We start from the raw sequence: 26,406 nt of genomic DNA on the forward strand, positions 1-26,406 counted from the left end.
TCCATTTTAATCTTTATTTAAATGTTAAAATTTCACCTGTTTCACTGATTTTAAGTTTTTCAAAAGCAACATCATTAGTTTCATTATTGTTATACCTTTCTATATTATAATTAGGTAACACTTTGAAAGTAATAGGTTCACTCTCTCCAATTGCACCTATTTCTTTATAATCAATAATATTACTATTTTTTATAGTTACTAAAACGAAATATTCTGAATCTCCACGTTGGATAGAAATAATTAAATATAAAAATTTAACATCCGAGCGTATTACAAAACTTTTATAAGATTCCGCATCGTAATTTTTCTTTTTTAGAAAATCTATTAGATAAACAGTAGGCTCATAAGTTGGATATTTGATTTCAGAAAAATCATCTTTAAAATATTGCTGAAAACTGAATGGCAAAATAATTTTTTTTGGATTATTAGCAATGATGAATTTATTATTATCTAAGACATTTTGATCATTAGAAACTAATGAACCATTTAAATTTTCACTAAACTCTACAAATGATTTTTGAGCACCTGTTGGTAGAGTTTCTAATATATTTTGTTTTTTACCATCCTGCAAGATCTTATCAATTTTTCCGAATCTATCATACTCAAATAAATAAGTTTCATCATATGTATCTGATAAAACCTCATTTATATACATTTCCACCGTAAATTTCACGATGAATTTAGATTCTTTTTTTTGTATTCCAATAGCTTTATAAGTCATTGCGCAACCACCGCCACAACTAACTACAAATGATTTTTCATGAAGTTTTTTTAAATAATCATCATTATTCTTTGACGTTGTATATTTTTCTGTTTTAGTTGTATCTAATTTAGAGATATCTTGAGCATTTACTTCTTTTTTACAGCCAACTATTAAGAATAAAAGTATGTTTAAAAAAATTATTTTATTTATTCCCATTTTTTGAATTTATTATTGCTGTTTTTATTTGTTCAGGTGTGATATGTGATTTATTCAGTCAATAGTAGATGTTGTGAAATTATCCGTAATAATATTTTAAATTATTTTTTACCTTGAAATATAATTTATCCACAAAATTCATATATGTTATTTAATCTTTTCCAAAGGCATTTCGTTATTTCCAGGGTTAATAAAATATATGGGATTGCCCGAAATGAGATACCCATTATCTGATTTTTCTATATAGATAGTCCCCATTTCACCTTCTAATGAGGAATCATATATTATTTTAATTTTTTCATCGCTAATATTTTCAGATTTTATATGTGAATAACTACTTTTTGTACCATCTTCATTAATGCATATTGATAAGTCATTCAATGATTTTATGACAATATCAAAAGACGTTTTAGAATCATCTCTATTTGAAGCTTCAAAATGATAAACACCTTTCCATTGATTATTGACTTGAGAAATGTTCTTTACATTTGAGGCAACTAAAATATCATTAGCATTCTCATTACTTTTTACGGTATTTTGCTTACAACAACATACTATTAAAGAAATTGATAAGATTAAAATTTTATTTTTCATTGATCTTTTTTTAATTTAATTTTCTAAGCATCATAATATAAATCTAAAATTAAAGCCCCATTTTCATTACACCACTTAATCCAAAATTTCTCTTTATTATCATCCTCAACCATTAACCAGTTACCATTAATCTTAATAGGATAATAAAAACTATTTTTATTTTTTGAAAATTGTTTGGCTTTATCATCAGGTTCTGACTTTAAAGGATTTTTCTCTTCATTAAAATCAATAGAAAATACTGTTAAAATATGTTCTTTAATAGTCTGATATTTAAAATTAAGATCAGACTCTTTTATATATTTAAAGATATTTTTTTCATCATTAACCACTATTTTATAAAAACCATTTTCTCTCCCTAAGCATTTAAAAACCAATAAAGTATTTTCAGGTTTTATAGCATTAGGAGCTATATCATCATCATTAAATTGGTCATTAAATTTAAAAGACTTCCATTTTGATTTATCTAAATTATAGATTGTCAATATATTATTTTGGTTGTATGTGTTTTTTAATACCAAAAAGCCTTTATCCTCTTTTGATTTCGTGGTTTTAATTTGTAATTGATTATTATGTTTGTTATTTGGATTAAATGCAGAAATATTATCTGCTTTTTTATTGGTACACGATAGAAAAAGCATACTCAAAAAAAATTTTATATACATAATATTACTTTTTATTACACATTAATATTTGTCAGTATTTAGAAATTACTTTAATATTTATGTTCTTGTTTAATTAAAATTTTATCTTGTGCTTTTTGCTTACATGAAACTAATAAACACAAAAAGATTATGATATTTATTATATTATTTAATTGCATTCCCATTTTTATTCAATTTCATTTCCATATAATGAAATTTTATTCAAAAAATTAGTATTCCAATTTTCTATATATATGTCTTGAAGCTCTGACGCCCAACCTGAAGCTTCTTTTTTCTCTTTATTAAAAGAGCATGAAGAATAATATTTCCCTGTGATAAAATTAAATGATTTAACATAATTCCCTTTTTTCTCTTTCGTGTAACTAAGATCATATCCAATAATTTGTATTTTCTTATTTTTAGCATTAAATCTAAATTTAATCTTCTCTATAAGATTTTTTTTCTCCCCAGAATTATTTGGTACCGTAATTTGATCTGCATAATCCACCCGAAGTTCCATGATTTTATTTTTAATAACAGGCTCACTGATATAATATGCCGAATAATCATTATTATATAAAATACTGTTATTCAATATAGGTATTTCAATTGCTTTATTTGAAGTTGACAGATGGAAAGATAACTCATAATTTAAAACCTCATTATTTGGCTTTGCAAGAACTTCTGCTTTGTCTTTAATTCTGTCATCATCAAAATATAACACTTCAGGCTCTTCACTTAAAGTGTCGATAGTAGATCTTGTGAAATTATCCGTAGTAATTTCTTTTTTCTGACATGAAATGTTAATAACCGTTACACATACTACTAAAAAAAATATTTTTTTCATTTTCTTTATTCTTTACCTCTAATCATACTTTATCAGCAAAATCACTATTGTATTTATTTAATTTTTTCCAAAGGCATTTCGTTATTTCCCGGATTAATAAAATATATAGGATTACCCGAAATAAAATAATCACTGTCTAATTTTTCTATATAAATTGTTCCCATTTCATCTTCTGAAGAAGGATTATATATTATTTTAATTTTAGTATTATTTAATTTTTCTGCTTTCAGATTTGAGTAATTATATTCGTTTTTATCTTCATTAATTTTAATAGAAATATTTTCTAAAGAATTTATTGTAATATTATAAATTGTATTAATATTATCTCTATTTGTTGATTTCAAAAAGTATTTGCCATTCCATTCATCATTTTTAAAGGCATTATCAACATTGTTTTCCGATAAAATGTCGCTCTTATAATATTTGAAATTTTTCCCATTATCAGAGGATGTCTTAATTAAAAGAATATCATTTTCTGCCCATGCAATTTGATAGATTTTAAAATTTTCGGAAATGAAGCTTTTGAATTCTTTTAGATTATTCTTTGTGTCAAATTTAACTATTCCTAAAAAACTATTATTGTCTGTATAAACTTGATTATAAAAATATGCTAAATATTGATTTTTAGAAGATGGCACAGGATTTTCTATTTTACCATCACCAAGTGAAAGTATATTAGATATTTGTCCATTTGATTTATTTATTAATATAAATTCACTAAAATTTAAATTTTCAGTAATAGAATTCTTAGAAAAAGCGTACATATTCAAAGTTGGATAAAATCCTAAAAAATTGTACCAAGCTGCTCCATCAATATTTTGATTTGTTACTGTCTTTTTTATTTTTCCTTTCAATTTGATAATTTTATTATCAAGTTCTACGTGATAAAAGTCTGCTTTATAATTTATAGGAATTTTAGCAATTGGATTTTTTGTTGTATTCAATTTATTAAATTCTTCAATAGAAATCTCTTCAAGACTTAATTTAGGAAGTGATTCATATTTATCAGAAAAACCAACTGAATTCTGTTTTATTTTATCAATATTTATAATTGTCTTAACCTCAGAATTGTTCTCTTTTTTTTGGCAATTAAGAAAATTTAGAAGTAATATTATAAGTGCTATATTTATTTTTTTTTTTGTTCTCATCTAAAAAATTAATTTTAGTATAATTATTATTTGTAATTATAGATTTCTTATTTGGAGAATCTATTTTATCTTGTGTTTGACCATTACAACTGTTTAGAACAAGCAAAATTGTAAGTATAAATATTTGTTTCATAATTTAATTGGATTTCCCATAGAGTTCAATCTATATTCTTGAGACTTATAAGGATGCTACAGTAAAGTAATATTTGATCTTGCTATTTTTTATAAACTCTATATCCAAATTTTGTTAACTTATTCAATGCTTCTTCAGGTTTTAGAGCAGTTGTTTTAGTATAATAGAAATCTTTAAATTTATACATCTTCATTATTAGTTCATTGTCATCATAAATTTGATATCCATCAATGTATTTTTTCGAATAAATGAAAATCACATCTTTATCTTCTTTTACAAAACATTTATATTTTGTATAAAATTGAAAACCTGTTCCTTCATAATTACAAGAATCTTTTGATAATGTAAAATTATGCTCCCAATACATTTCGGGAGCATAATTTCTTTTCCTTGAAAAATTTAATGAATAACTACCAATCCATTTCGCTGAAATTTTTTCTTGTGCAAAAGTGAAAGCATATATTAAAACAAAGAAAATAATACAAAAATAATTTTTCATATATTTTTATTATTTAATAATTAGTAACAAAAATTTAGTTTAATAAGTTTACAATTTCCATTTTTCCATTTTATCCATTTCGAAATATCCTTATAGTCTTCAATATAATCACAGTCCGTTTTAGAAACTGACTTTATTAACATAGAATCTGCATTTATCTGAATAGCTTTATACCAGTACTTTTGTTCTTCTTTACTAATATTAATAATATCTGAATCTAATTGTATAAATGCAGATTTTATATATTTATCCCAATTTGAAAAAGTATATTGTAAATTTTTTTTTCGTAATAATTTTTTCTCTTTATTAACATAAATTATTACAAATTCAGAAGCATTATCAGGTTGTTCCGCATCAAAATCAAAAATTCTAAATTCTATATCCGGAATAATCTCTCTTGCAACAACATTTTTGGGTAAATGAATATCATAAGGAATTAAATCATTTTTACTTGGAGATATGCTTCCATATATTGTTTTATCCAAATTAAGAATCTCAATCTTAGTATCTACAGATATATTAATAACTCCTTTACCTCTCATCGTATTTTCAGAATAAAAGTTGATACCATTAAATTCCGAAATTTTCATTTTCATGGAATCGATTGGACAATCATTTATAGACTCAGTAACTCCAATATTTTGTTTATAATTTTCATCTTTTACTTCTTGTTTATTTACTTTTTTACATGAAATAAGTACAATTACAAGGAGCATAATGTTTAATGTTTTCATAGGTTCTATTCTTTAATTTCTTTATATTTTGGATTATATCCTTCTCTTCTTATATGTAAATGATGATTATGATCGGCTAAATGTGTGGAGTTTTTAAGAATAAATGGTTTTCCATTTACTTTAATATTATAACTATAAAATTTAGAATAACCAAATTTAATCAATGCATCAATAAATTTCTCTTCTCTCAATATATCTAATGAATTTGGCTCTGTGTCAATATGCAGATTATTACCTGTTCTATCTTTTCTTAAATATCTAAAATCAAATGAAACTCCATTTACATGCGTTACACTAGGCGCACCAGTTCCATCACTGGAAGTTGAACCATTAAAATTAAAATCATTATATCCACATTCAGCGACAGCTCCTAACATTGATGCAAACGCCTTAGGATTTATATATTCCCTATCGGTATTATCTCCAATTTTAATATTTACCCCTTTTTGATTATAATTTAATGGAACTTTAACTTTAACTAATTCAACCTCTCCATTGCCTTTTTGATAATATCTTGTTTTTCCACCAGCAACTCTCTTTTCCCAGCCTTTTCCACCATTGATTTTTGATCCAACAATCCAATTTTGAGCAATTATAAAATCTACTATACAAATATTATGTTCTTTTCCATCTTTATCATGATACGTGTATTTGTACTTTTTCTTATATTCTTCTTTTATATTTTTAGGAATATGTTTTTCTATTTTGCCATCCGCATAAATATGAAAAGTAATAACGTCTTTGGCATTTATAGGTGTTTGAGATGTATTACAAGTAAAGTTAATTTCTTTATAATTTATCCCTGAAACTTGTTTTACTTTTAATCTTGGACGTAATTCTCCTTTTGTAATTTCTCCGTTTCCATCACTTTTCCCAACAGTATTATATACTGTCTTTCCTTTAGCGTTGATATATTTTTCTCTATAATATTCTCCATCAATACTTTTATTAGCATTATAATTCTTAGAGCTATTTTTCTCACTATAACATATAAATGAATCTTCTTTTCCTACAGCAGCAGGACACCAAATACACATATACATATCAAGTGAATCATTTATTACTTTACCAGAATCTATCCACATTTTAAAATATAATTTTACATACTCTAATTGTTGTAGAATAGTCATGTTTGCTAATGCTTTTTTTGTTAAAATTTTGCCATAATTATATTTGTTATTTTTATTCATCCCATCTATTGCAGATCCCGTCCATTGAACTAATCCTGTTGCTCCTCCACTAGAATAACCTGTATCAGGTTTAAACTTCTCTCCGGTTTCTAAAGCCATACAATTCATTAAATGGTCTGTCATTTCTTTTTTTCTAGACTCACCCCATAATTCGGCGCAGATCTGAACAACTTTCTTTCTTTCTTTCTTTCTTTCTTTCTTTCTTTCTTTCTTTCTTTCTTTCTTTCTTTCTTTCTTTCTTTCTTTCTTCGCAAGTAAATTTATTACCCCATGACAAATTATATTGTTCACAAATACAAGTCGATTTTGTGCTATCCCTTTTCACTCCCTTCACTACCGCCGCACTTTTCACCTTTTCAACCTCCATCAAACCATCCGAGCTCACTCCAATTTTTTTGGAATAAGCCGATACATCCAATGGTAAAACTTCTATAAAATAGTTCTGTGATTCAGAATCTCCCACATCTGCACCTTTCTCAAACATTTTTTCAGTAATGGTAAAACCTCCCGTTGTAATAACATCTCCTTTTACTTCAAGTCTTCCACTTCTTGAAATTTCATCATTGGATATTGTATCATATTCCCAAACGACATACTGAACATGCTTTCCAATCATATTACTCGTATGGATACAAACTCTTACCCAATCACCAACTACGGCTTTTGATAATTTCTGTCCACTATTATTCACAAAATACGCATCCGTTATTCTTGCCTGTGCATCTGCCTGTCTTGGCGCAGTAGAAGTTTTTGTGGCAGGAAACTTCGGTGTATTCTGCTTAGGCTGAGATTTTTGAGGTTGTGAAACAGGTTTCTTTGGCTCTTGTGGTTTGGGAGTTGAAGGAGATTGATGTTTTGGATGAGTCTGTTGTTTAGGCTGCTCCTTTTTATAATCAGGATTGGAGACATCTACATTTACCTGACTTTCTTTCTGTATTTTACCATGATAACTTGCTGTTATATAATATTCATGATTTTTGCCTTCACTTTTATCACCTTTCATCAAATATTTATTAGCAATCTTCCTTAAGATTCTTTCATCTCCACTTAAAGGAATTCTTACTTCTGCAATCCCTTTTTTATTGATTACCGCATCATGCCCTCCTCCCGGAGCATCATCTTCCCACAGCTGAAACTCAACCTCCTGATCAAACATGGCGGTACAAAATGCCTTTGCAACTAAGGTATCTCTGTAATTTGCTTTATTTACATCTTTCGAACCTCTGTTTAATAAAACAACTTTATCTATTTGTGCTGTTTTGCTGTTGCTTGGGATAAGGTCTAATTTTGCAATCTGTTTTTTTATTGGTGCTATTCCTGTGATCGATCCCGATTTTGTTTCAAAAACCCGTAGTTCAATTCATTTCCCAAAATAGGTTCATGAAAAGTATAGCTAACTGATCTTCCTACCTTGGGAGTCGTTGTAACATCCCGCCAACTTCCGTTTTTTTGTTTCTTGAACTATTCTAATTTATATAAAAAGCATATCTATTCCATTCCAGGATAGCCAATTCCTCCGGTTCTTGTTTCGTCCCAAGCTTTTTTAAAATCTGAAATATTATAATAATTATTTTTACTAAATTCTTTTTCATAAGCCTCACCTCCTTCTACACTTCCTATAATGCTGAAGAATTGATATTGCATGTCAATTTTCTCACCGATTTTTTCAGAATAATAAGCTAATTTGCCAAGTACTTCAGCTTTTTTTGAAAAATTATCATTAAAAATAGCATTGTTATTTTTTACTTCCTTAACAATATAATCAGAAATAATATTTAAATATTTGGTTTGTTTATCTTTGGGAAATTCTGCTATAATATCTATAATATCCTTATTAAATTTGATTTCTCCATTACATCTTTTATTCCATAATATTTTTCCAAATTCATCTGAATCTGAATTCTTTTCTAAAACATATATACTTAATTCCTTATTTTTAGTATAGCCAAAAGTTTTAACTAATGATTCTAAGAAGGTTGAATCATTTGCTTTTAACCATGCATAATCAGCTTTGCTGTCATTGAAGATATATTTATTTTGAGCAACTATATTTTGAGGAACGTGAACGGAAAGATTTTGACCATTAACTTTAACAATATTTTTCAATAAAATAAAATTTGTAAATAATGTATTTTTTTGATCAAAAAATATATTTCCAGTCTCAATGTATGGTTCAAATAGATTATCCTTCAACGTATTTTGTGTTCCATCCATAAGATTACCATGATATACAAGATATCTTGTATCAATTTGTCCATGCTGGTTACATTTGGTATCTAGATTGAAAATAGAGTTTATTTTTTGTAAGAAGACTTCGCTGGATGGTTCTTTATACCCTTTATTCTTTAAATCTTTACTAATTAGATCTGATAAAATATCAATATCTATTTTTGATAAGTTATATTTATCTTCAGTCTCTTCATTTTCCAAATATGATTGTTTGTCAAGAATTTCTTTGATTTGACCATTATTAATATTTTGTTGCATGCTTGTATTTGTTGGCTTAATAATATTTTCTTGTTCTTTTTTATTTTGACATTGTATAAAAAATGTAGTCAATACTAAAAGTTGAAAGATTCTATTCTTCATAATTAATTTGTTTTTCCTGTTGCTTTTCCTGCAACAATACCATATTTAATGTTAATTTCATTGGATGTAGCATAGGTATCTGCATCTGTTAAATAGTCTACATCCTTTATTTCATAATCTATCGGAATATAAAAGCCGTAGAGTTTCTTTTTTTTACTACTACTAGTATATTCTCCATAATTATCAAATCTTATCGTATTATCCTGATTACCACCTAGTAAAATATAATTTCCTGATTTAGTCATTCCATATAAGAAACCAGTATGCCCTTTCCATTTGGTTTTATGTTTATAAACAACAATACATCCATATATAGGCTTTTTTATTTCTTTATATTTTTTTCCAGCCACAGCGTCTAATGGAGCGAGAGAAGCGGCTGATTTTGCATGTGAGTAAGATACTTGCCCAATTGTCCAATTCATAAATGCAGCACACCATGGACCGTTTTCTCCATCTGTTGGTTCAAAAGAGTTATTACAATATCTTAAATAACTTTTGGCTTTACTATACATTGGATCTTTGTCTTCAGTACAACCTTTCATTTCTTTTGCAATTTTTATAGCGACATCCATCCAAGGAGCTCTTGCACCTTCCGCTTTTGTATTAGTTTTAGGTTGGTTTTCACACACACTATTAAATATCTGTGATTTTCCTAAATCATAATGCTTCTCTTTTAATATTTGTGTTACTTCCCACACATATGTTTTTCCTCCTGCAAATCCTCTTTTTTCTTTAACGCCCTTACTGTACGTTTTAAATTGTCTTTTATTAGAAAACTCTCCATTTTCTGCCATATAGGTTGGATTTGCAGCATATCCATATTTTGTAACCCATGGTTCTTTACCTAAGTTATCTTTGTCAAAGGGTACATCTGGTACTGAAATACTTTCATCGAATAAAATATATTTAGCAACATTTCCTTGACCCACAGCATTTGGTTTTAATACCATTAGATATAAATCAGTCATTGTTGTTAATTTATCTTTCTTTTTTGATAAATATTTTTCTACATAATCCATTTGGTCAATAAAAGTCATAGCCTTTAATTTAGCCCTAGTAGTTTGTACACTTTTAGCTGATGCATCACTAAATTGTATCAACCCAGAAAAACCAGCCCCATTGTCTGCAGATGGCGAAAATGTTGTAGCGGTTTCTACATGCATTATAGACATCAATTCACTAGCCTTTTGAACTTTGTTTGTTTCTCCCCATAAGTTTGCACAGACTTGTAAAATTTTTATTCTTTCTTTACATGTTAGCTTATTTCCCCAATAAAATTGATTTTCTTTACAAATACAAGTACCATTCGCTTTATTTTGTTTTGAATTATTTACCACCGCCGCACTTTTCACCTTCTCAACCTCCATCAAGCCATCCGAACTCACTCCAAATTTCTTGGAATAAGCCGACACATCTAATGGTAAAACTTCTATAAAATAGTTCTGTGATGTAGAATCTCCCACATCTGCACCTTTTTCAAACATTTTTTCAGTAATCGTAAAACCTCCTGTTGTAATAACATCTCCTTTTACTTCAAGTCTTCCGCTTCTGGAAATTTCATCATTTGATATTCTATCATATTCCCAAACGACATACTGAACATGCTTCCCAATCATATTACTTGTATGGATACAAACTCTTACCCAATCTCCAACTATGGCTTTTGCTAATCTCTGCCCATTGTTGTTCACAAAATACGCATCCGTTATTCTCGCCTGTGCATCTGCCTGTCTTGGCGCAGTAGAAGTTTTTGTCGCAGGAAACTTCGGTGTATTCTGCTTAGGCTGAGCTTTTTGAGGTTGTGAAGTCGGTTTCTTGGATTCCTGTGATTTAGGTATTATCTTATCTCGTTTAAATATCGTATAACAAATCGTTTGTGATATTTAATAATGAAAAATTAGTATTATTTTATTAATTGTAACAAAAATTCTTGTGTTATATTTTCAAATTTTATGACACCAAAATCATTTGATGTTTTTACAATACTTTTTATATTTTTATCTGGATTACTTCTATCAGTATATTCTTCTCCATATTTATGAAGTAATATACTTCCGTCAACATTTATTTTAAAAGTAGTATAAGATTGAACAAACAGAAAATCTTTACAATATGTTTGTTCAATTGTAAAGTAATTATTTTTTGACACTATCCTTTGAAAACCATCGGCAGGACAATTATCATTATATGCAAAAATAAGTTTATTGTTCTTAGCTTTTTCAATATATCCTTTTTCTGTTTTCCTAAGTATCTCAATTGGATTAGAATTATGTTGAAAGTTTTTTTGATCTTTCTTTTTATTGTTTTCCAAAATTAATATTTCATATTTATCTTTTTCTAAATTTATTTGAGTACTATCTAATTTGAAATAGTTCTTAGGAAGAATATATTCTTTATTTGATCTAAATAACTGTGGAAAATTCTGAATAAAATAATTATTATCAACATATGGTGGTAATATTTTAGATTTAATCGTTTTTAAAAATTCCCATTTTTTACTTTCTTCATCGTAAAGATAAATTTTTGCACTACTTTCATTTTTTAAAAAAACACTTTCAATTGTACAACCATTATTTGAATCTAAATATTTTTTTTCTATTTGATATGAAAAAATATTATAGTTATTAAAATGGCTTTTCAGCTTTTTTCTTATGTATTCATTATCTTTTTCTAGGTCAAAGTTATTAAAGTCATAATTTTTAAAAAAACCTTTCTTCCAAAATTGCATCAAGGAATCTGATTTTGGGACAAAGTGAATAGAAAAATACCCTTCATCTTCACAATTTAAATAAGATAAAATAGGATGCTCAGAAATAGTTGATTCATCAATTAGCATACTGAAAGTTTCGTTATTATACTTTTGGTCAAAGAAGTCTATTTGTAATTGTTTTCTCTCAATATCTTGTTTAATTAAAATTTTATCTTGTGCTTTTTGCTTACAGGAAACTAATAAACATAAAAAGATTATGATATTTATTATATTATTTAATTGCATTCCCATTTGTATCAAATTTTGTTTTCATATAATTTTCTGGCTGTAACCTTGTTTTTCCAAAAAATGTCACCGCTTCAGCTCCATCTGAACAAGCTTCTATGTGACAATGCCATTTTTCTTTTTTTATTCCATGTCCCCTTTTACCATTTGGAAATTCATCTGATGAAGCATTTCCAGTAGATCCGGACAAACCAATTTTTTGACCGTGATGGACAAAATCATCTTTTTTCACATAGACTTTATCTAAATGACAATATAATATATAAACTATATTACCATTCTTATCTTTTGATTTTATATTAATAACATTCCCTAATTTTAAATGACCATATTCATTTGTCTTAAAACTTGTAACAATATTTTCTACCTTACCACACATCAATGAATGTACATCTTTGTATATTGCACCTGTTAATATATCAACTCCTTTATGACCTCTTGCAGAGCCATGACCATATCTGTTATTGTTTTTCCCTCCATTATCACTACTTATTTCTGGATTTTCCCAAACATCGGCATAATCAAAACATTGTGAATAATCTTCGGTACATTTTCTTTTTTGTGTGGTGTCTATTGAATCTTTAGAGCATTGATTTACTTTAAACACTTTATAGGTATTCTTAAAATGGTTTTGTCTTGCAATATAGGAATCTGTTAGAGGATTTATTATTTTTGTGATAGAATCAACATTTTTATTTTCATTCCCTGCTTTAGCCTTTTCGTTAAGTCCATTTGCCGCCCAGTACGCCATAGACGCAATAGTTCCTTCTCTATTGTTATTAACATTATTTGCATCAATTATAAGACTAATAACTTTTTCCTTTAATTTGTTATTTACTAAAATATACTTATCCTTACCTGTTAATTGAATTAATCCTCTTCCTCTATATTTCCATCCATCACCACTTTCTATATTTCCATTACCATTTGAGTTTGCATAAGCTCTATTTGCAATTGCTTCTTGATTTGCTTTTTGAATAAGCCCATCGCCATATTTATTTAAATCTTTTCTACCATATAAATTTGCCTCTGAAGGGTTTCTTTTAAAATATGAAAATGGTCCTGTTTTCCATGTACCTGAAGAATAATGTCCTCCATTTATCAAATCTTTTATCCAACCAGAACCCGTGACATAATCTCCATCTTTAAGTCTTCTTGCTGAATAATTGATACTTTCAGGTTCGTGAGGTGTAAGTTTTGTACCTGACTCCTCTCTAATTTGCGCAAAGAAATGCGCTTTCTTTTGACATGTATTTATACCAAGTTTTATATTTACTTCATTAAACGCTGCAGCCACTTGGTTCAATGTAGTATCAGATGCTTCGGTAAAAATTTGTTTTAATTCTTCTTTGGTTACTTTCTTACATCTAAGACATCCTACAATTGTGTTATCTTTTTTCTTCTGTTCTAATTTTTTCACCATCGCCGCACTTTTCACCTTCTCCACTTTCATCAAACCATCCGAACTCACTCCAAATTTCTTAGAATAAGCCGACACATCTAATGGTAAAACTTCTATAAAATAATTTTGAGAATCTTTATCAGGATCACCCCAAAGATCAATCCCTTTATTGAACATTTCTTTTGTAATATTAATTTCAGGCATATCCGCCAAATCGTAACCTAATTTTATCTTATTACTTCTATATATTTCATCATTAGAACCTAGAGCATCATATTCCCAAATTACATATTGAATATGTTTATCTTTCATATTACTGGATGCAATCCGTACTCTTATCTTATCTCCAACCGTAACTTTTGAAAGTTTTTGACCGCTGCCATTCACAAAATACGCATCCGTTATTCTTGCCTGTGCATCTGCCTGTCTTGGCGCAGTAGAAGTTTTTGTTGCAGGAAACTTCGGTGTATTCTGCTTAGGCTGAGATTTTTGAGGTTGTGAAACAGGTTTCTTTGGCTCTTGTGGTTTGGGAGTTGAAGGAGATTGATGTTTTGGATGAGTCTGTTGTTTAGGCTGCTTCTTTTTATAATCAGGATTGGAGACATCTACATTTACCTGACTTTCTTTCTGTATTTTACCATGATAACTTGCTGTTATATAATATTCATGATTTTTGCCTTCACTTTTATCACCTTTCATCAAATATTTATTAGCAATCTGCCTTAAGATTCTTTCATCTCCACTTAAAGGAATTCTTGCTTCTGCAATCCCTTTTTCATTGACCTTTGCTTTATAAATTCTGTTGTGGCGGTTATTTTTATTGATTACTGCATCATGCCCTCCTCCCGGAGCATCATCTTCCCACAGCTGAAACTCAACCTCCTGATCAAACATGGCGGTACAAAATGCCTGTGCAACTAAAGTATCTCTGTAATTTGCTTTATTTACATCTTTCGAACCTCTGTTTAATAAAACAACTTTATCTATTTGTGCTGTTTTACTATTGCTTGGGATAAGGTCTAATTTTGCAATCTGTTTTTTTATTGGTGCTATTCCTGTGATCGATCCCGATTTTATTTCAAAAACCCGTAGTTCAAATTCATTTCCCAAAACAGGTTCATGAAAAGTATAGCTAACTGATCTTCCTACCTTGGGAGTCGTTGTAACATCCCGCCAACTTCCGTTTTTTTGTTTCTTAAAAAGATACCATTCATATTTTGTATTTTCTCCAAATATGGATAATGAACCAGAGGAGATCTCATAGGCATAAGCTTTGCCTACCACTGGATTTTGACTTCCTATAATAAATGCAAACATAATTAACTATAATATAATTGATCGGTATTATTGGCTTCTTCTTTAAATTCATTGTAATCCATTACTGGATTATAGACTTGCTGTTCCTGCGAATTGGCATTAGTTGCCTGGCTTTTCCCCGCCTCACTCTGCTGCCCATGCTTAAAAATGGTAATCTTTCCTCCCGTACTGCACATCAACTCTGATAATTCCGTTACACAGCTTTTATCCATAACTTTTACTTTTTCATACGTTTTTTTCCATTTCCCTGCCGGTGCATAAGCACACGGAAGATAACCTCCGGAAGAGGGTTTCAACTTACATTGCCCGAAAGGCTGTGCGGGAGGATCAAGCTGCAGATCATCTTCTGTTACGGCAAGATAATCCGCCTGTCCGTCTTCATCATTCCAATAATGTTTCTGGTGACTGGTTACTTTAAACTTAGGAAATTTAAATCCCTGATTACATTGACACATCCCTTTTTGGATGACAAAATATTTACCGTCATGCTCACTTGAAGCACTATCTTCTCGCTTTTCTTTTTTTTCAGTTGGTTTTTCCTGTTTATCTTCTTCAGGATCCAAATCATCTTTTTCAGCAGATTCCTGATTTTCTGCTTCTGCTTCATTATTATAAAGCCTTCTGTTGTGTAATGTTTTATCATCAACCTCTTCATCGTCCGTTTCTTCACTCTTCAGATATTTCGGATCATCCGGAATCAGAATTTCTTTTCCCGGAACGACATCATATCCCAGCAAATCATCCAAAGGACAATAAATATTATGAAAATTTCGTAGTGTTGCTCCATCCTTTACAGAAAACTGCTCCGCAATGGAAGAGAGAGAATCTCCCTTTTGTATAAGGTGTTTTTTCATCGGATTACTGCGTTTTTATTACTCTGCTAATGTACTAAACTTTTTAATACGTTTTTCTTCTTTTTTGGCGATAAGGATCAATTTATATGTATTATATATTTCTCCTTCGTTCATTAAAACAATATCAAATTCTGCTTCCAACAGATGTTTTGTCTGTTTATTTGTTTTGTATCTGAAATTTATTTCTCCTACAGCCGGTTCATCATTACATTCTGAAAATTTCACTCCTTTCAGCAATTCCTGCAGGCAATATTCGTCTGTAATATTTCCGTGAATTGTCGTTTCAATATATTCTGAATTTTCATGATCACATTCTGCTTCCAGCAAACATTTTACAGGAAAGGAATTTTGAATAAGGTATAATTCTTCTTCCCAGGGTTTGTTTTTATGAAGCCAATCCATTTTTAAAAACAAAACCTGATACATCATCGTCGATCGAAACTGATTCAGAAGAAAATTCTCATCTTTAAGACAGTTCTGAAATTTATCAAAATAGATCTGTGAAACTTCTCCAACGAAAAAATCTTCAAGATCGGGTCTTTTATCTTTAAACTTTTTAGCAATTTCTTTATGATCGTAAAAGCCATTTATTCTTCCCTGAGCCGGAATAATAAATGAAACAGGATAAATACTTTCCATCGATGCAATTGATAACTGGCTTATTTTATCATCCGGAGTTTCATCATTTTTTTTAAATCCTGAACTTTTTACTTCGGCAATAAAGCCTCTACCTTTGATCTCCCGAATATTGACAGAAACGGTGTAATCTATGATTAAATTCTCTGCATCCGGTTTTTCAAAATGTTCTTTTACTTCATATTGTTTTGCATAAAAATTTTCGAACAAATATTTGGATGGAAGTTCATTATTCCGGGAAACTAAGGTTTTATTTTTCTTAAGCTCAGCAATTTTATCTGCTGAAGGAATTAATATGCTTCTGACATTCTTAAGATCATATCCGATAAGTTCTTTCAAATCACAGTAAGAATTGTGATAACGCTTCAGTTCCTCGGAAGAAATTCCCAACTCTGCCGCAACAGATTCGAGGGTATCTCCTTTTCTTACGTCGTATGTAGAAATGCTGATGTTTATCATACCGATTGTTAAAAATTATTTATTTTTTTTATAAAGTATTGATAATGAAAATTTTATAAAATCACGTTTAGGTCAAATGTATTTTCTCAAAACTCTTTTGTAAATAACTAAAGCGCAGAAAGAAAATTTTCCCGCGCTTTAGATAACTATGTGAAAAATTTTCACCTATTATTTTTGTTGTTCATACTCAGTATCCCATTCATTACCATCATCACCTTTATGACCGTCCATTTTAATCAGGAAGTTTTTAGCCGGGAAGTAAGGTTTCATGTGAATATCCAGATGAATTCTGTCTTTTTGCACAGGATCCTGCTCGAATCTTCTAATCTCAAAATTTTCAATTAATTTACCCGGACCTGTAATTGCATCTAAGAAACGTACAATCTGATTCATGATTTCTTTTCTTGTAACTGCAGTAAAGTTCTCAAATGCTCTTCTGTTAAGGAAATCCATCAATACTTTAGTCACATAATCGAAAACCCTAACTACAGAGTAAGTCTGCAATCCCAAATTATCTCCGTTGAATAATGTTTTTCCAGAAAAAGCCATTACTTTTCCATATTCGTTTACCATTGGAATCAATCCCAAATTCTCAAGATTTGCGATTTCGCTTTTCTTAAGATCGAATTTCACTCCGTCGATTTCATTAATTCCTCCGAATTTTTTTCCGGCTGTAACCTGAGACATCAAAGTTTTGTATACTTTTCCAGCCAAAGCTCCTGAAGGCGGAATAAACAAATCATCAAGTTCATCGATTTCTTCAAATCTTCCTCTTCCAACCAGCCAGTTACAAGTCATCAATACATTAGATCTGTAGATTTCTCCACCTGTAAGATAAGCTTGGTCAAACATTTCCATTACGTCATCCGGTTCATCCAAATGTTCGAAATCCGTTACCAGCATTACTTTATTTTCATGTGCAATTTTTGCCCATTTTTCAACCACTGTATTAGATCCCAAATATCCTGGAATTACCAATAATCCGTAGTTATTCTTTAAATCCAGTCTGTCATAATTATCAGAAAGCTCTGCGTGAATAGTATCAATAAAACGCGTATTATCAAGATCTTTCAATTGTTCAAGATCTGCATTTACAACGGTTACATTTTTAACTTTATCCGATTCTGTATTTTTATAGAACATCGCAACAGTTCTGTAATTACCTTCCAATTCTCTTGTAGCTTCAACAGCTTTAGAAAGATTCTTAGATAAAAGTACCTCTGCAGATTTTCTCTGGTCTTCACAATGAGCAACCATATCTGTCAAAGAATCACTCTTGCTGATTACACTTGCCCAAAGTTCAAGCGTTTTTTTCAGAGTTTCTCTTTCTTTTTCCTTTCCTTTTTCTGTCAGGAAAATCTTTCTTCTTGCTTTTCTGTCAGGATTAATATTCTGAACATTTTCTATAGAAGTTTCCAAAAGATCAAAACTGCCGTAACGAGCAAGTTTCTCGATTGATTTTTCTAAACTAACCTGTCCTTGTACTTTTTTCTGTTCCAAAACCGGAGCTTCTACAGCTGCTTGTGGTTGTGCTTCCGGCTGTTTGTTATTGTTGTTTGACATAAAATATTTGCGTTTTTTGATTATTTGTTTTCTTCTAATTCTCTAATTAATGACTGTAAAGTATCATGTAATGCTTTTTTTGCATCCGGATCTTCCAAAGCTGCCTTCAAAATTTTGTTTGTTTTCAATTGCTTTACAATCTTCTGATATTGATCTTTTTCAGTTTCCATTCCTGTAAGGAAACTACTTTGACCTGTAATACCTTTTGTTCCGAAATCTCCAAGATTTTTAAATCTAAGATTTTCCATTTTGATAGCTCCGTTTGCATCTTCAAAATCAACCTTAACTTCCGGTTTGTAGTGTTCGAACACTTTCTCTACCGTCGTAAGTCCTTCCACCAATTCCGGTCTTACCGGATCTTGTGCTGTAAGTTTTTGTGCGATAATTGTTCTGTTCTGAGGAATTTCCATAATTGCCTCATTTGCGTCCAATGGTACTTCATTACCACCGATTCCTTTGTTTGATAGCATAGTAATATGTTTTTAAATTAATTTGATAATTCTAGTTTTTTAAATAAATTCATAATAATCTAAATATATACCTAATCATATAAATATATATTTATAAAAATCATCATGCTTTCATTTGAATCTCTTATATTTATTTAAAATAATCATGTTATTTTTATTTTTCAAATAATCTGTAAGGATAAATATTTGCCGAAGCATTTTTCAGTTTCAATAAAAAACTTTCACATAAATATTCCCATTCCGAATGATTAATATTTTCTGTCTGTTCCTTATTTTTCAATAAAAATATATCTATCGTGCGGCTAAAACCTCCTTTCAGCGACACTTCTTTTTTTGTTCCCTTCTGAACTTCAATTCCGAGAAGCAGGCTTTTAAAATGATTCATTCCGAATGCTTTAATATCTGCAACTGTCACAATTCTGCCTCTCGTTAAAAGTGCATTTCTATATTCCAGAATTTTATCTTGTGGAGACAGTTTCTTTCTCCCTCCAACAGAGGCTTGAATCATCACAGCCGTATTATTCAGAACTCCATCTCCGCTATTTTCAAGAGTTAATACAGTTGCGGGTTTCAGACTATTTGCTTCTTCAGCTGTCGTAGACCAATACGAAATTGTTGTCTGTACATCTGTATCTGTATTTCCTGAAGAGATAATTAAGTATGGATTATTCGTTTGGGTAAAATTCTTTTCTTTGGCAATCTGATGTAATGAAGCAACATTCTGATTAATTTGTTTCAAAACTTCAGTTGCTGAATTTCCTCCCATCGCTGCAAAAGCTGCCGTTTCATCTTTAATTAATTCTAAAAGATATTGTAAAAGTTCGGATGCATTTCTACGGTCAAAACGGGAAACTCCTCCTTTTCTTAATAAAGCAGTCATTCCTTCGTTTTCCGCTTCATAATTTTTAATATCGAGTCTTTTTCCTCTTTCATCAGAAACAAAATCTAAGTCTAAAAAATGATCTTCTTCATCAATAGGAATAATATTCAATCTTCCTTTTATTCTTCGACTTATGCTGTTATTTTTAATATTAAGAACCGGAATACAGTTCAACGCAAAACGAACATTCTGAAGAATATCCGGAACAATAGCTTCCGAAAACTGAAACTTTAACCAAATAATATCATCTTCTTCACTTACTCTATGATCTGGAAAGTAATCTGTAAATAACTTTTCTTTTTGGGGTTTATCATTAAAATCCAGCTTCCCTTTCAGTGTAAAAAAATGTGATTTATAATATTGATTAACTTCGTTATAAATATGTTCAAGGTCAGAATAATTTTCAGTAATGATATTTTCAAGATTCAGGCTGTCGTTTTCTACATTATAACCTTCTTTTAAAATATATTCTTTATCTCCAAAATAAACTTTTACCTGCTTAAGATAGTAGAAGAACAATTCTTTTTGATATGTATTATTGATGTCAATAAAAAACATCAGATCTTCCGGATTTTTTTTGCTGGGTGAATGAATTCCCAACCAAAGTTCGCCTGAAGGGATATTCCTTTCTGCTTTTCCAATCACATCATCAAAGAAAAAACTTTCTAAATGAAACAGAGTCTCATTATATGCAAAATATTTCACCTTAGAAGTCGTCAATTTTGCTTCAACAGATGGGCTGAAATATATTTCTTTAACAATATTTTCAGTAGGATTATAAATATTATGTTTTCTTATTGATGTTTTAAAACTGTTATATAATGACGTTTTCGCATTATCTTCCAACGGATTGATCTGCAAAAGCGCTCTTGCAGGAATCACTCCCGAAACTTCTTCAGGAAACATAACCTCTAAAACTCTTTCGATAATTCTGGAGCGGGAACTTTCCAACTCGAAGCCTAATTTTTCGAGCTCTGCAGCACAGGCGGAAAGCAATAAACCGACAACGGGATCAAACGAAGTCTCCGCTTCAAGCTCATTATAGCCCCACATTCGGGCAGCTCTTCTTAATATCCTGTCTTTAATACGTTCTTGATTCATACGTTGTTTTCATTAATAAGAAAGTGGTCCTACAAAAAATGCATTATTAAATGTAAAAGACCTGTTTGTTTCCAATATCAATCCCTTAACAGCGATTGTGACCTTTTTTTTCATTCTTTTTTTTCCTAATGTTCCTAAATTATGATCATTTACAAACACTTCAACATCCTCTACCACAAGTCTTTTTTCATGCATTGAGATTGATTTTTTTAGTGTTGCCGAAATCAGTTCTTTTAATTTGTTATCACTTTTCATTAAATCAAAATCCATTTCCCAAATTTCGGAACCATAGGTTTCATCGAATTTACATTCTCCCAAAGCCGTAGTTGCCAAAAGGAACAAATGCTGACTGACAGAACTGTCCAAAGAGATCTTCTCAGCATCATTTTTCTCCGTAAGGCTTTCAAAATCAAATGGTATTTTGTAATAGGCTTTCATTAGGATCGTTTAGTTTTCTTATTTTATGTTTTTAGTTTTTTTATTTTTAGAGATAAATCAATTTTTTGATATTTCCTTTATCATCATATTCAAAATTTTTAGGAACTTTTTTCCTTTTAATTACTTCCAATTCTACTTTTGGAGTCAGTTTCAGAAACTTTTCGCGATACAAGATATCTCCGATAAAACTTCTGCCTTTGTTATTATCAACTACAATAAAATATTGTTCTATATTTTCAGGTTTTTCAAATTCATTAATATCTCCTGCATACAATAAAATCTTTTTGTCATTTCCCTGAAGTTCATAAGTGAGAATTTCTTCTGAAAGCTTTCTGTGCTTTGAAATATCAAACTTTTCTACACTTTCCAAACTTGGCTCAAAAGCAATATTTTCATAGAAAAAAGAAGTTTTATCAAAACGTTTAAATCCGAAAAAAGAAAGAAAACTTTTCTTGGTTTTGCTTTTTACAAAACTCAATGTATCTCTTGTAACCTGATAAGATTCTGTTTCTTTCGTTTTATCATCTGTCACCGTTAGTTTGTAAGTAGGAACTTCCACTTCTTTTTCTCCTATTTTTAAATTTACATTTCCTACCTCCTGATCAGAAATAAGTAATGTAATGGTGTGCTTTCTCAATCCCGAATCAGTACGTACCACAACTCCCTCTCCATTTTCTCCATGTAATGAAGAATTTGAATTAGTTATTCCTAAGTTGAGATTAAGTTCCGGTATTGGGCTCATTTCTAAAATTGTTTGTTATTGATTTTGATTATTCGCTTCCGAATTTTTCTTCTTTTTTATTTTTACCTCATCAGATTTTTTAACCTTATAATTGGATAAGCAATCGATATAATGTTGAATATCCTGATTTTGAACTTCACTTACATACATTTCGTAATTCTTTTTGTAAGTATAAATTTTAATTGAGGTAATTTCATTTTCTTTGAATTTTTGCAGTTCTTTTTTCTTCATTTGTTTGGCAAAAAAAGCTTCACAGTTCAATGGATATTCATTTTTTAGGGTAATAACCTCTCCCGATTTAAAATAAACATCCACATTCTTGTCTTTTTTGATACATACATTATCCGCCAAAATTCTCAGATAGAGATAAATTTTATTCTTTCTTTTCCCCAACTGAAACGTCGTATAAATGAATTCCTCATTGTTTACTCTCAATTCAATCGCTGGAGTACTTGCAAAAAAATTCTTATCCAGCTTTTGTTTTGTCTGCGTAATTCCACAGTCAAAATGTGCATACTCCGTAGAATCCGACACTATATTCTGAGCATTAATAAAAACTGTTAAAAACAACAAACTGAAGAATATTATTTTTTTCGGTAGTTTCATAATTTATATGAGTTTCTATTGTGCCTGATACAATTGTCTGCAAACAGCAAGATCTGTTTTCATTTTATCATACTCAGCTTTTAAAGTCGTATTAATACTACTTAAGCTGTCCATTAATACCTGATTTCCTGAAAGCTGCTTAATCTGTTTTTTAGCATCTATCAAATCCTTATAGGTCATAATGGTATTATTGTACATATTCTTATTCTTCAAAGTATCCTTCGGAAGCTGCTTATACATATCTGCAAGGATCGACAAGGCTAATTTTTCATTAAAAAAATCATTTTGTTTTGGAGCTCCTATCGAATCTACAGATACTTTTACTTTTTCCAGCTGGAAAGAAAATTTATCCTGAGTTTCCATTTCTTTTCTCATTTTGGCATTTTCAGCTTTTAAAAGACTATTTTCTTTAAACGGAAAGTAAGCGTTAAAAAAAACAGCTGTCACAAGTACTGAAACTGTAAGTAGGAAGAATAGCACAAAGAACCAATAAGCGCTCCTCCTCTGACTTTTATTTAAAACTTCCATATTTGTATTTTGAGTTATGCATTTTTAGATTTCAATGATTTTATATTAATCTGCCAAAAAAGTTCTGCTTCTTTTAGCATGAATTACAGATTCTCTCTCGTCCGTATTCTCGGAGACGAAAATACTTCCGTCACGTTTTTTACCGATATAATCAAGTCTGCTCAGTACAGAATACAGATCTTCAAGTGTTTTCATGAATCTTCTGATCTTCTCAATGGTTTTATCCATTTGATTATGATTATAGTCGGTATTAATTGTTTCCGAAAATATCACTTCAAAATCACCTTGACTCACATTACACCACTCCGCAAAATAATTCAGCAATTCTTCTTTTCCGGCTCCTGAACGCGAATCGATAAAATTCTTCAAAATTCTGGCTAATGCCACAACAGAAACCAGCATTTCAGCAGGCGGAGTATGTGGAGACATCCAACGGAATTTATTGATTTCCATTCCTAAGTAATTCAGGGTTTTATCAGACATCATTTCCATCATCAAGGCCAAATCGTTGCTTTGTTTCTTTGCATGAATCTTTTGGGCAATCTGTACCGCATACAATTCTATCTGTCCATAAAAATGGTCGATCTCAACAAATAATTCCTGAAGTTTCTTATGGCTTGAAACACTTACTGCGGGAGGAATATAATTCTCATCAATCCTTGATTCTCCGGAATTGACCAATATTTTTCCTATGGTGAGGTAATGCGTTCCAAAGCCAACCGTATTTTTTAATTCATCTTCAGGAATAAGATTAAGCGTATATTCAGGAAGAGTATAAGGATATCTCGGTGGGTTTTCTTCTGGATCAGGCTCTCCATAAGGAGTTCTTTTAAATGGATTAACAGAAATACAAGCCAGTAAAACTGCATTTTCATTATCCTTTAATTCCCTAGCTGTTTCTGGATAAGGAATTGAAAGACTCAAACTTTCAGACACGCCGCTTCCAATTTCAATTCTTGAACCGTTTGGTGTAATTGCATGACATTCCTCAACTTTAATTCTTAATAATTTATGATTATCAATGATTAAATTTATTTTAATAGGATCTTGTACCGGCAACAAACCATAGCTGATCATTGAGGTATGAACTCCAACAGAATCTCTCACAGAATCGCTTACAAAATTCTGTACGTCTGAGAAATGGGTCTTATTTATCTTCATCCCGTCTATCCAATTTACGGGAAAATGTGTTAACTTTTCTATCATTATGGTTAGTTTTTAGTCCTGCAATGCAAGTTCATTGTCTTTTTCACGGTTATATTCATAATCAGTCTTTCCAGAATCTTTATTTTCTCCTATCATTTGATCGGCTCTCATACAGAAAATAACACTGTTTTCTTCAATTCCATTCATATAAAGAGTCAGCTTAGGATCTATGTATTTTGTAGATTCGTACCATTTTGGCTGAAGGAAAAATACCCAACTGAACAGTCCGTTTTCATCTTCAATCTGAATTTCTTCTCCTGGATGTCTTTGATTATAATCGACTATGAAATTGTAAAATAATCTTCCGAAATCTATTCTTGTTGGGCCTTTAGCTCTATATACACTGTATTTTACCGCGTCTTTATCTCTGTCCATAATATAAGTGAATACCACCATATCTCGCCATTCTTCATCACTCAAACCAATAGTTTCTTTGTAATTTTCAGGAAACTGCCAAGTCACATATACTTTAGGAGGAATGTTCATTGCTTTATTAAAAGTATCATTTAAGAAAGTTGGAATAAAGAAAACGATGAAATGTCCTAACATAAGATATACAAGGTCTACTCCATTTAAAAATGTATAAATCAACATAAATGGTATGGAAGCATAACATACCGATAAAAAAGCAAAAAGGTATTCATTACCTGACTTTTTTGAACCGAATTTTTCAAAATATCCTCTGTAAGCATAACAGTGAAGAACTCCTATTATCAATGAACATATCTGATAAAATATAAATTCGTACAGATTATTATTCTGAAAAAGTTTATTATATCCCAATAACGCAATAATCGCATATACAAAAGCAAACGAAAAAATATAGATATAAAATTTTGATCTGTATTTTTGTTTGAAATCCGCCGACTTTTGCGAGAAGATCATTGTAAGAATGATACATACGGCTACCACCACCAAAACGATGATCAGCAACTGAGGATCGAATAAATTGGTAAAATATTTTTTTATTTTGCTCATATGCTCGTGTTATATCCTAAAACAGGCGAACCTGTTTCATTATTAAACTCAAATTTTTGTTTATCCTCTGGAAGTAGAATGATCGTATTTATTTCTACTTCTAATGGAAAGAAATGTTCATAAAACATATCCACAAATTTTTTCTTTCCGCCCTCATGTATAAAATCTGTAAATGAAGATTTCTTCAAAGGACCTATTTTAATATCCAGATGTCTGGAATAATCATCATACCTCGTTCCTGTAATTGAATCTAATCCCAAACGAGTTTCGCCCAACAAAACACCTTGACTTTCATCACTGTATTCCTGATATTCACGATCGCTTACACGCACGTCTTCTTCAAGCAGTACAGAGAGAATATGACAAGCCTGTTGAATATCTCCCACAATTTTATATGAAAAAGGAAGCAACCTTATGAATTTGGAAACCAGTAATGTAGGAAAGTCCCTGTCTATATCCCAAAAATCATAGAACATATCAGGAGCTTTTCCATTATTGAATTCAAACAGAAAACGACTTTCAAAACTTTCCGTTTCTACTCCGTAATGGAACATTTCATTTTCAAAAGGCTGAAAAAATAATCTTGCGGCTTTCTGTTGTTTCTTCTGCTGATAATATTCCTTGATCATAGAATCAACACCTTTTCCGGGAGCTTCATTTTTTGAAATATGCGAAATCCCTTCCGGCAACATATCATATATACTGTCTCTCGAAAGATTCAGTTTCAGCATTTGCATACTGTCGTAATCATAATCAGTTGTCTGGGCATCCAATACATCAAAACGGTAAGCTCTTGCAAACTGCCCTTCTTTATATATCACATATTCACCTTCTTTAATATCTTTATGTTCCAAAAGATCGTTAACGATGACTTCAGCTCTAATGTCATGTTTCAGAGTTCTGATAAGTCCGGCTATGTTTTCCAAATTATCCATAC

At 30.3% G+C, this 26,406-nt stretch carries 24 protein-coding genes; all 24 read right to left on the reverse strand.

Annotated features, from left to right (window positions below; translation table 11 throughout):
- Positions 1 to 13: 13 nt before the first annotated feature.
- The 24 genes from ABD940_RS01680 to ABD940_RS01795 all read right to left on the reverse strand — a co-directional run bounded on the left by ABD940_RS01680 (position 14) and on the right by ABD940_RS01795 (position 26,404).
- The gene (locus ABD940_RS01680; protein ID WP_345199902.1) at positions 14 to 919 is read right to left on the reverse strand and encodes a hypothetical protein; all 906 of its coding nucleotides are present in this window, start codon (positions 917 to 919) and stop codon (positions 14 to 16) included.
- Between the two features lie 147 nt (positions 920 to 1,066).
- Positions 1,067 to 1,513, reverse strand: a complete 447-nt coding sequence (locus tag ABD940_RS01685) for a hypothetical protein (protein WP_345199903.1) — start codon at positions 1,511 to 1,513, stop codon at positions 1,067 to 1,069.
- 23 nt (positions 1,514 to 1,536) lie between these two features.
- Entirely contained in the window at positions 1,537 to 2,175 is a 639-nt protein-coding gene (locus tag ABD940_RS01690) for a hypothetical protein (RefSeq protein ID WP_345199904.1), read from the reverse strand.
- A gap of 166 nt (positions 2,176 to 2,341) precedes the next feature.
- Positions 2,342 to 3,001 carry a hypothetical protein gene (locus ABD940_RS01695; RefSeq protein ID WP_345199905.1) on the reverse strand — a complete coding sequence of 220 codons (660 nt, stop codon included), beginning with the start codon at positions 2,999 to 3,001 and terminating at the stop codon, positions 2,342 to 2,344.
- A gap of 53 nt (positions 3,002 to 3,054) precedes the next feature.
- A complete protein-coding gene (locus ABD940_RS01700) occupies positions 3,055 to 4,149 on the reverse strand; it encodes a hypothetical protein (RefSeq protein ID WP_345199906.1) in 1,095 nt (364 codons plus the stop codon).
- A gap of 215 nt (positions 4,150 to 4,364) precedes the next feature.
- On the reverse strand, positions 4,365 to 4,781 hold the full coding sequence (locus ABD940_RS01705; RefSeq protein WP_345199907.1) for a DUF5991 domain-containing protein: 417 nt from the start codon (positions 4,779 to 4,781) through the stop codon (positions 4,365 to 4,367).
- Positions 4,782 to 4,801: 20 nt separating this feature from the next.
- The gene (locus tag ABD940_RS01710) at positions 4,802 to 5,515 is read right to left on the reverse strand and encodes a hypothetical protein (RefSeq protein WP_345199908.1); all 714 of its coding nucleotides are present in this window, start codon (positions 5,513 to 5,515) and stop codon (positions 4,802 to 4,804) included.
- A 5-nt stretch (positions 5,516 to 5,520) separates the two neighbouring features.
- Positions 5,521 to 6,996 (reverse strand): hypothetical protein, encoded by a 1,476-nt coding sequence (locus tag ABD940_RS01715; protein ID WP_345199909.1) that lies wholly within the window; start codon positions 6,994 to 6,996, stop codon positions 5,521 to 5,523.
- Between the two features lie 1,197 nt (positions 6,997 to 8,193).
- Entirely contained in the window at positions 8,194 to 9,294 is a 1,101-nt protein-coding gene (locus ABD940_RS01720) for a hypothetical protein (protein ID WP_345199910.1), read from the reverse strand.
- 2 nt (positions 9,295 to 9,296) lie between these two features.
- Positions 9,297 to 10,985 carry a C40 family peptidase gene (locus ABD940_RS01725; RefSeq protein WP_345199911.1) on the reverse strand — a complete coding sequence of 563 codons (1,689 nt, stop codon included), beginning with the start codon at positions 10,983 to 10,985 and terminating at the stop codon, positions 9,297 to 9,299.
- Positions 10,986 to 11,197: 212 nt separating this feature from the next.
- On the reverse strand, positions 11,198 to 12,295 hold the full coding sequence (locus ABD940_RS01730) for a hypothetical protein (protein WP_345199912.1): 1,098 nt from the start codon (positions 12,293 to 12,295) through the stop codon (positions 11,198 to 11,200).
- Positions 12,276 to 15,008, reverse strand: a complete 2,733-nt coding sequence (locus tag ABD940_RS01735) for a peptidoglycan DD-metalloendopeptidase family protein (RefSeq protein ID WP_345199914.1) — start codon at positions 15,006 to 15,008, stop codon at positions 12,276 to 12,278. The genes ABD940_RS01730 and ABD940_RS01735 overlap by 20 nt, the downstream gene beginning before the upstream one ends.
- Positions 15,009 to 15,010: 2 nt before the next feature.
- Positions 15,011 to 15,862 (reverse strand): DUF4280 and LysM peptidoglycan-binding domain-containing protein, encoded by an 852-nt coding sequence (locus tag ABD940_RS01740; RefSeq protein WP_345199915.1) that lies wholly within the window; start codon positions 15,860 to 15,862, stop codon positions 15,011 to 15,013.
- Between the two features lie 18 nt (positions 15,863 to 15,880).
- A complete protein-coding gene (locus ABD940_RS01745; protein WP_345199916.1) occupies positions 15,881 to 16,957 on the reverse strand; it encodes a LysM peptidoglycan-binding domain-containing protein in 1,077 nt (358 codons plus the stop codon).
- A 168-nt stretch (positions 16,958 to 17,125) separates the two neighbouring features.
- A complete protein-coding gene (locus ABD940_RS01750; RefSeq protein WP_345199918.1) occupies positions 17,126 to 18,520 on the reverse strand; it encodes a DUF5458 family protein in 1,395 nt (464 codons plus the stop codon).
- Between the two features lie 20 nt (positions 18,521 to 18,540).
- A complete protein-coding gene (locus ABD940_RS01755; RefSeq protein ID WP_345199919.1) occupies positions 18,541 to 18,990 on the reverse strand; it encodes a hypothetical protein in 450 nt (149 codons plus the stop codon).
- 154 nt (positions 18,991 to 19,144) lie between these two features.
- The gene (locus tag ABD940_RS01760) at positions 19,145 to 20,971 is read right to left on the reverse strand and encodes a hypothetical protein (RefSeq protein ID WP_345199920.1); all 1,827 of its coding nucleotides are present in this window, start codon (positions 20,969 to 20,971) and stop codon (positions 19,145 to 19,147) included.
- Between the two features lie 12 nt (positions 20,972 to 20,983).
- The gene (locus ABD940_RS01765; protein ID WP_345199921.1) at positions 20,984 to 21,409 is read right to left on the reverse strand and encodes a GPW/gp25 family protein; all 426 of its coding nucleotides are present in this window, start codon (positions 21,407 to 21,409) and stop codon (positions 20,984 to 20,986) included.
- A 46-nt stretch (positions 21,410 to 21,455) separates the two neighbouring features.
- Positions 21,456 to 22,151 carry a hypothetical protein gene (locus ABD940_RS01770; RefSeq protein ID WP_345199922.1) on the reverse strand — a complete coding sequence of 232 codons (696 nt, stop codon included), beginning with the start codon at positions 22,149 to 22,151 and terminating at the stop codon, positions 21,456 to 21,458.
- Positions 22,152 to 22,166: 15 nt separating this feature from the next.
- Complete coding sequence (locus ABD940_RS01775; protein WP_345199923.1) at positions 22,167 to 22,757, reverse strand: hypothetical protein; 591 nt, start codon at positions 22,755 to 22,757, stop codon at positions 22,167 to 22,169.
- A gap of 15 nt (positions 22,758 to 22,772) precedes the next feature.
- Positions 22,773 to 23,285: a type VI secretion system TssO gene (gene tssO / locus ABD940_RS01780; RefSeq protein ID WP_345199924.1), complete on the reverse strand. Its 513-nt coding sequence runs from the start codon at positions 23,283 to 23,285 to the stop codon at positions 22,773 to 22,775.
- A gap of 45 nt (positions 23,286 to 23,330) precedes the next feature.
- Positions 23,331 to 24,491, reverse strand: a complete 1,161-nt coding sequence (locus ABD940_RS01785; protein ID WP_345199925.1) for a type VI secretion system baseplate subunit TssK — start codon at positions 24,489 to 24,491, stop codon at positions 23,331 to 23,333.
- 12 nt (positions 24,492 to 24,503) lie between these two features.
- Positions 24,504 to 25,469, reverse strand: coding sequence for a TssN family type VI secretion system protein (locus ABD940_RS01790; RefSeq protein ID WP_345199927.1), 966 nt, complete (start codon positions 25,467 to 25,469; stop codon positions 24,504 to 24,506).
- Positions 25,466 to 26,404 (reverse strand): type VI secretion system baseplate subunit TssG, encoded by a 939-nt coding sequence (locus ABD940_RS01795; protein ID WP_345199928.1) that lies wholly within the window; start codon positions 26,402 to 26,404, stop codon positions 25,466 to 25,468. The genes ABD940_RS01790 and ABD940_RS01795 overlap by 4 nt, the downstream gene beginning before the upstream one ends.
- Positions 26,405 to 26,406: the final 2 nt, after the last annotated feature.

Origin of the sequence: Chryseobacterium ginsengisoli (assembly GCF_039542325.1) — a bacterium.
Classification (GTDB): domain Bacteria; phylum Bacteroidota; class Bacteroidia; order Flavobacteriales; family Weeksellaceae; genus Chryseobacterium; species Chryseobacterium ginsengisoli.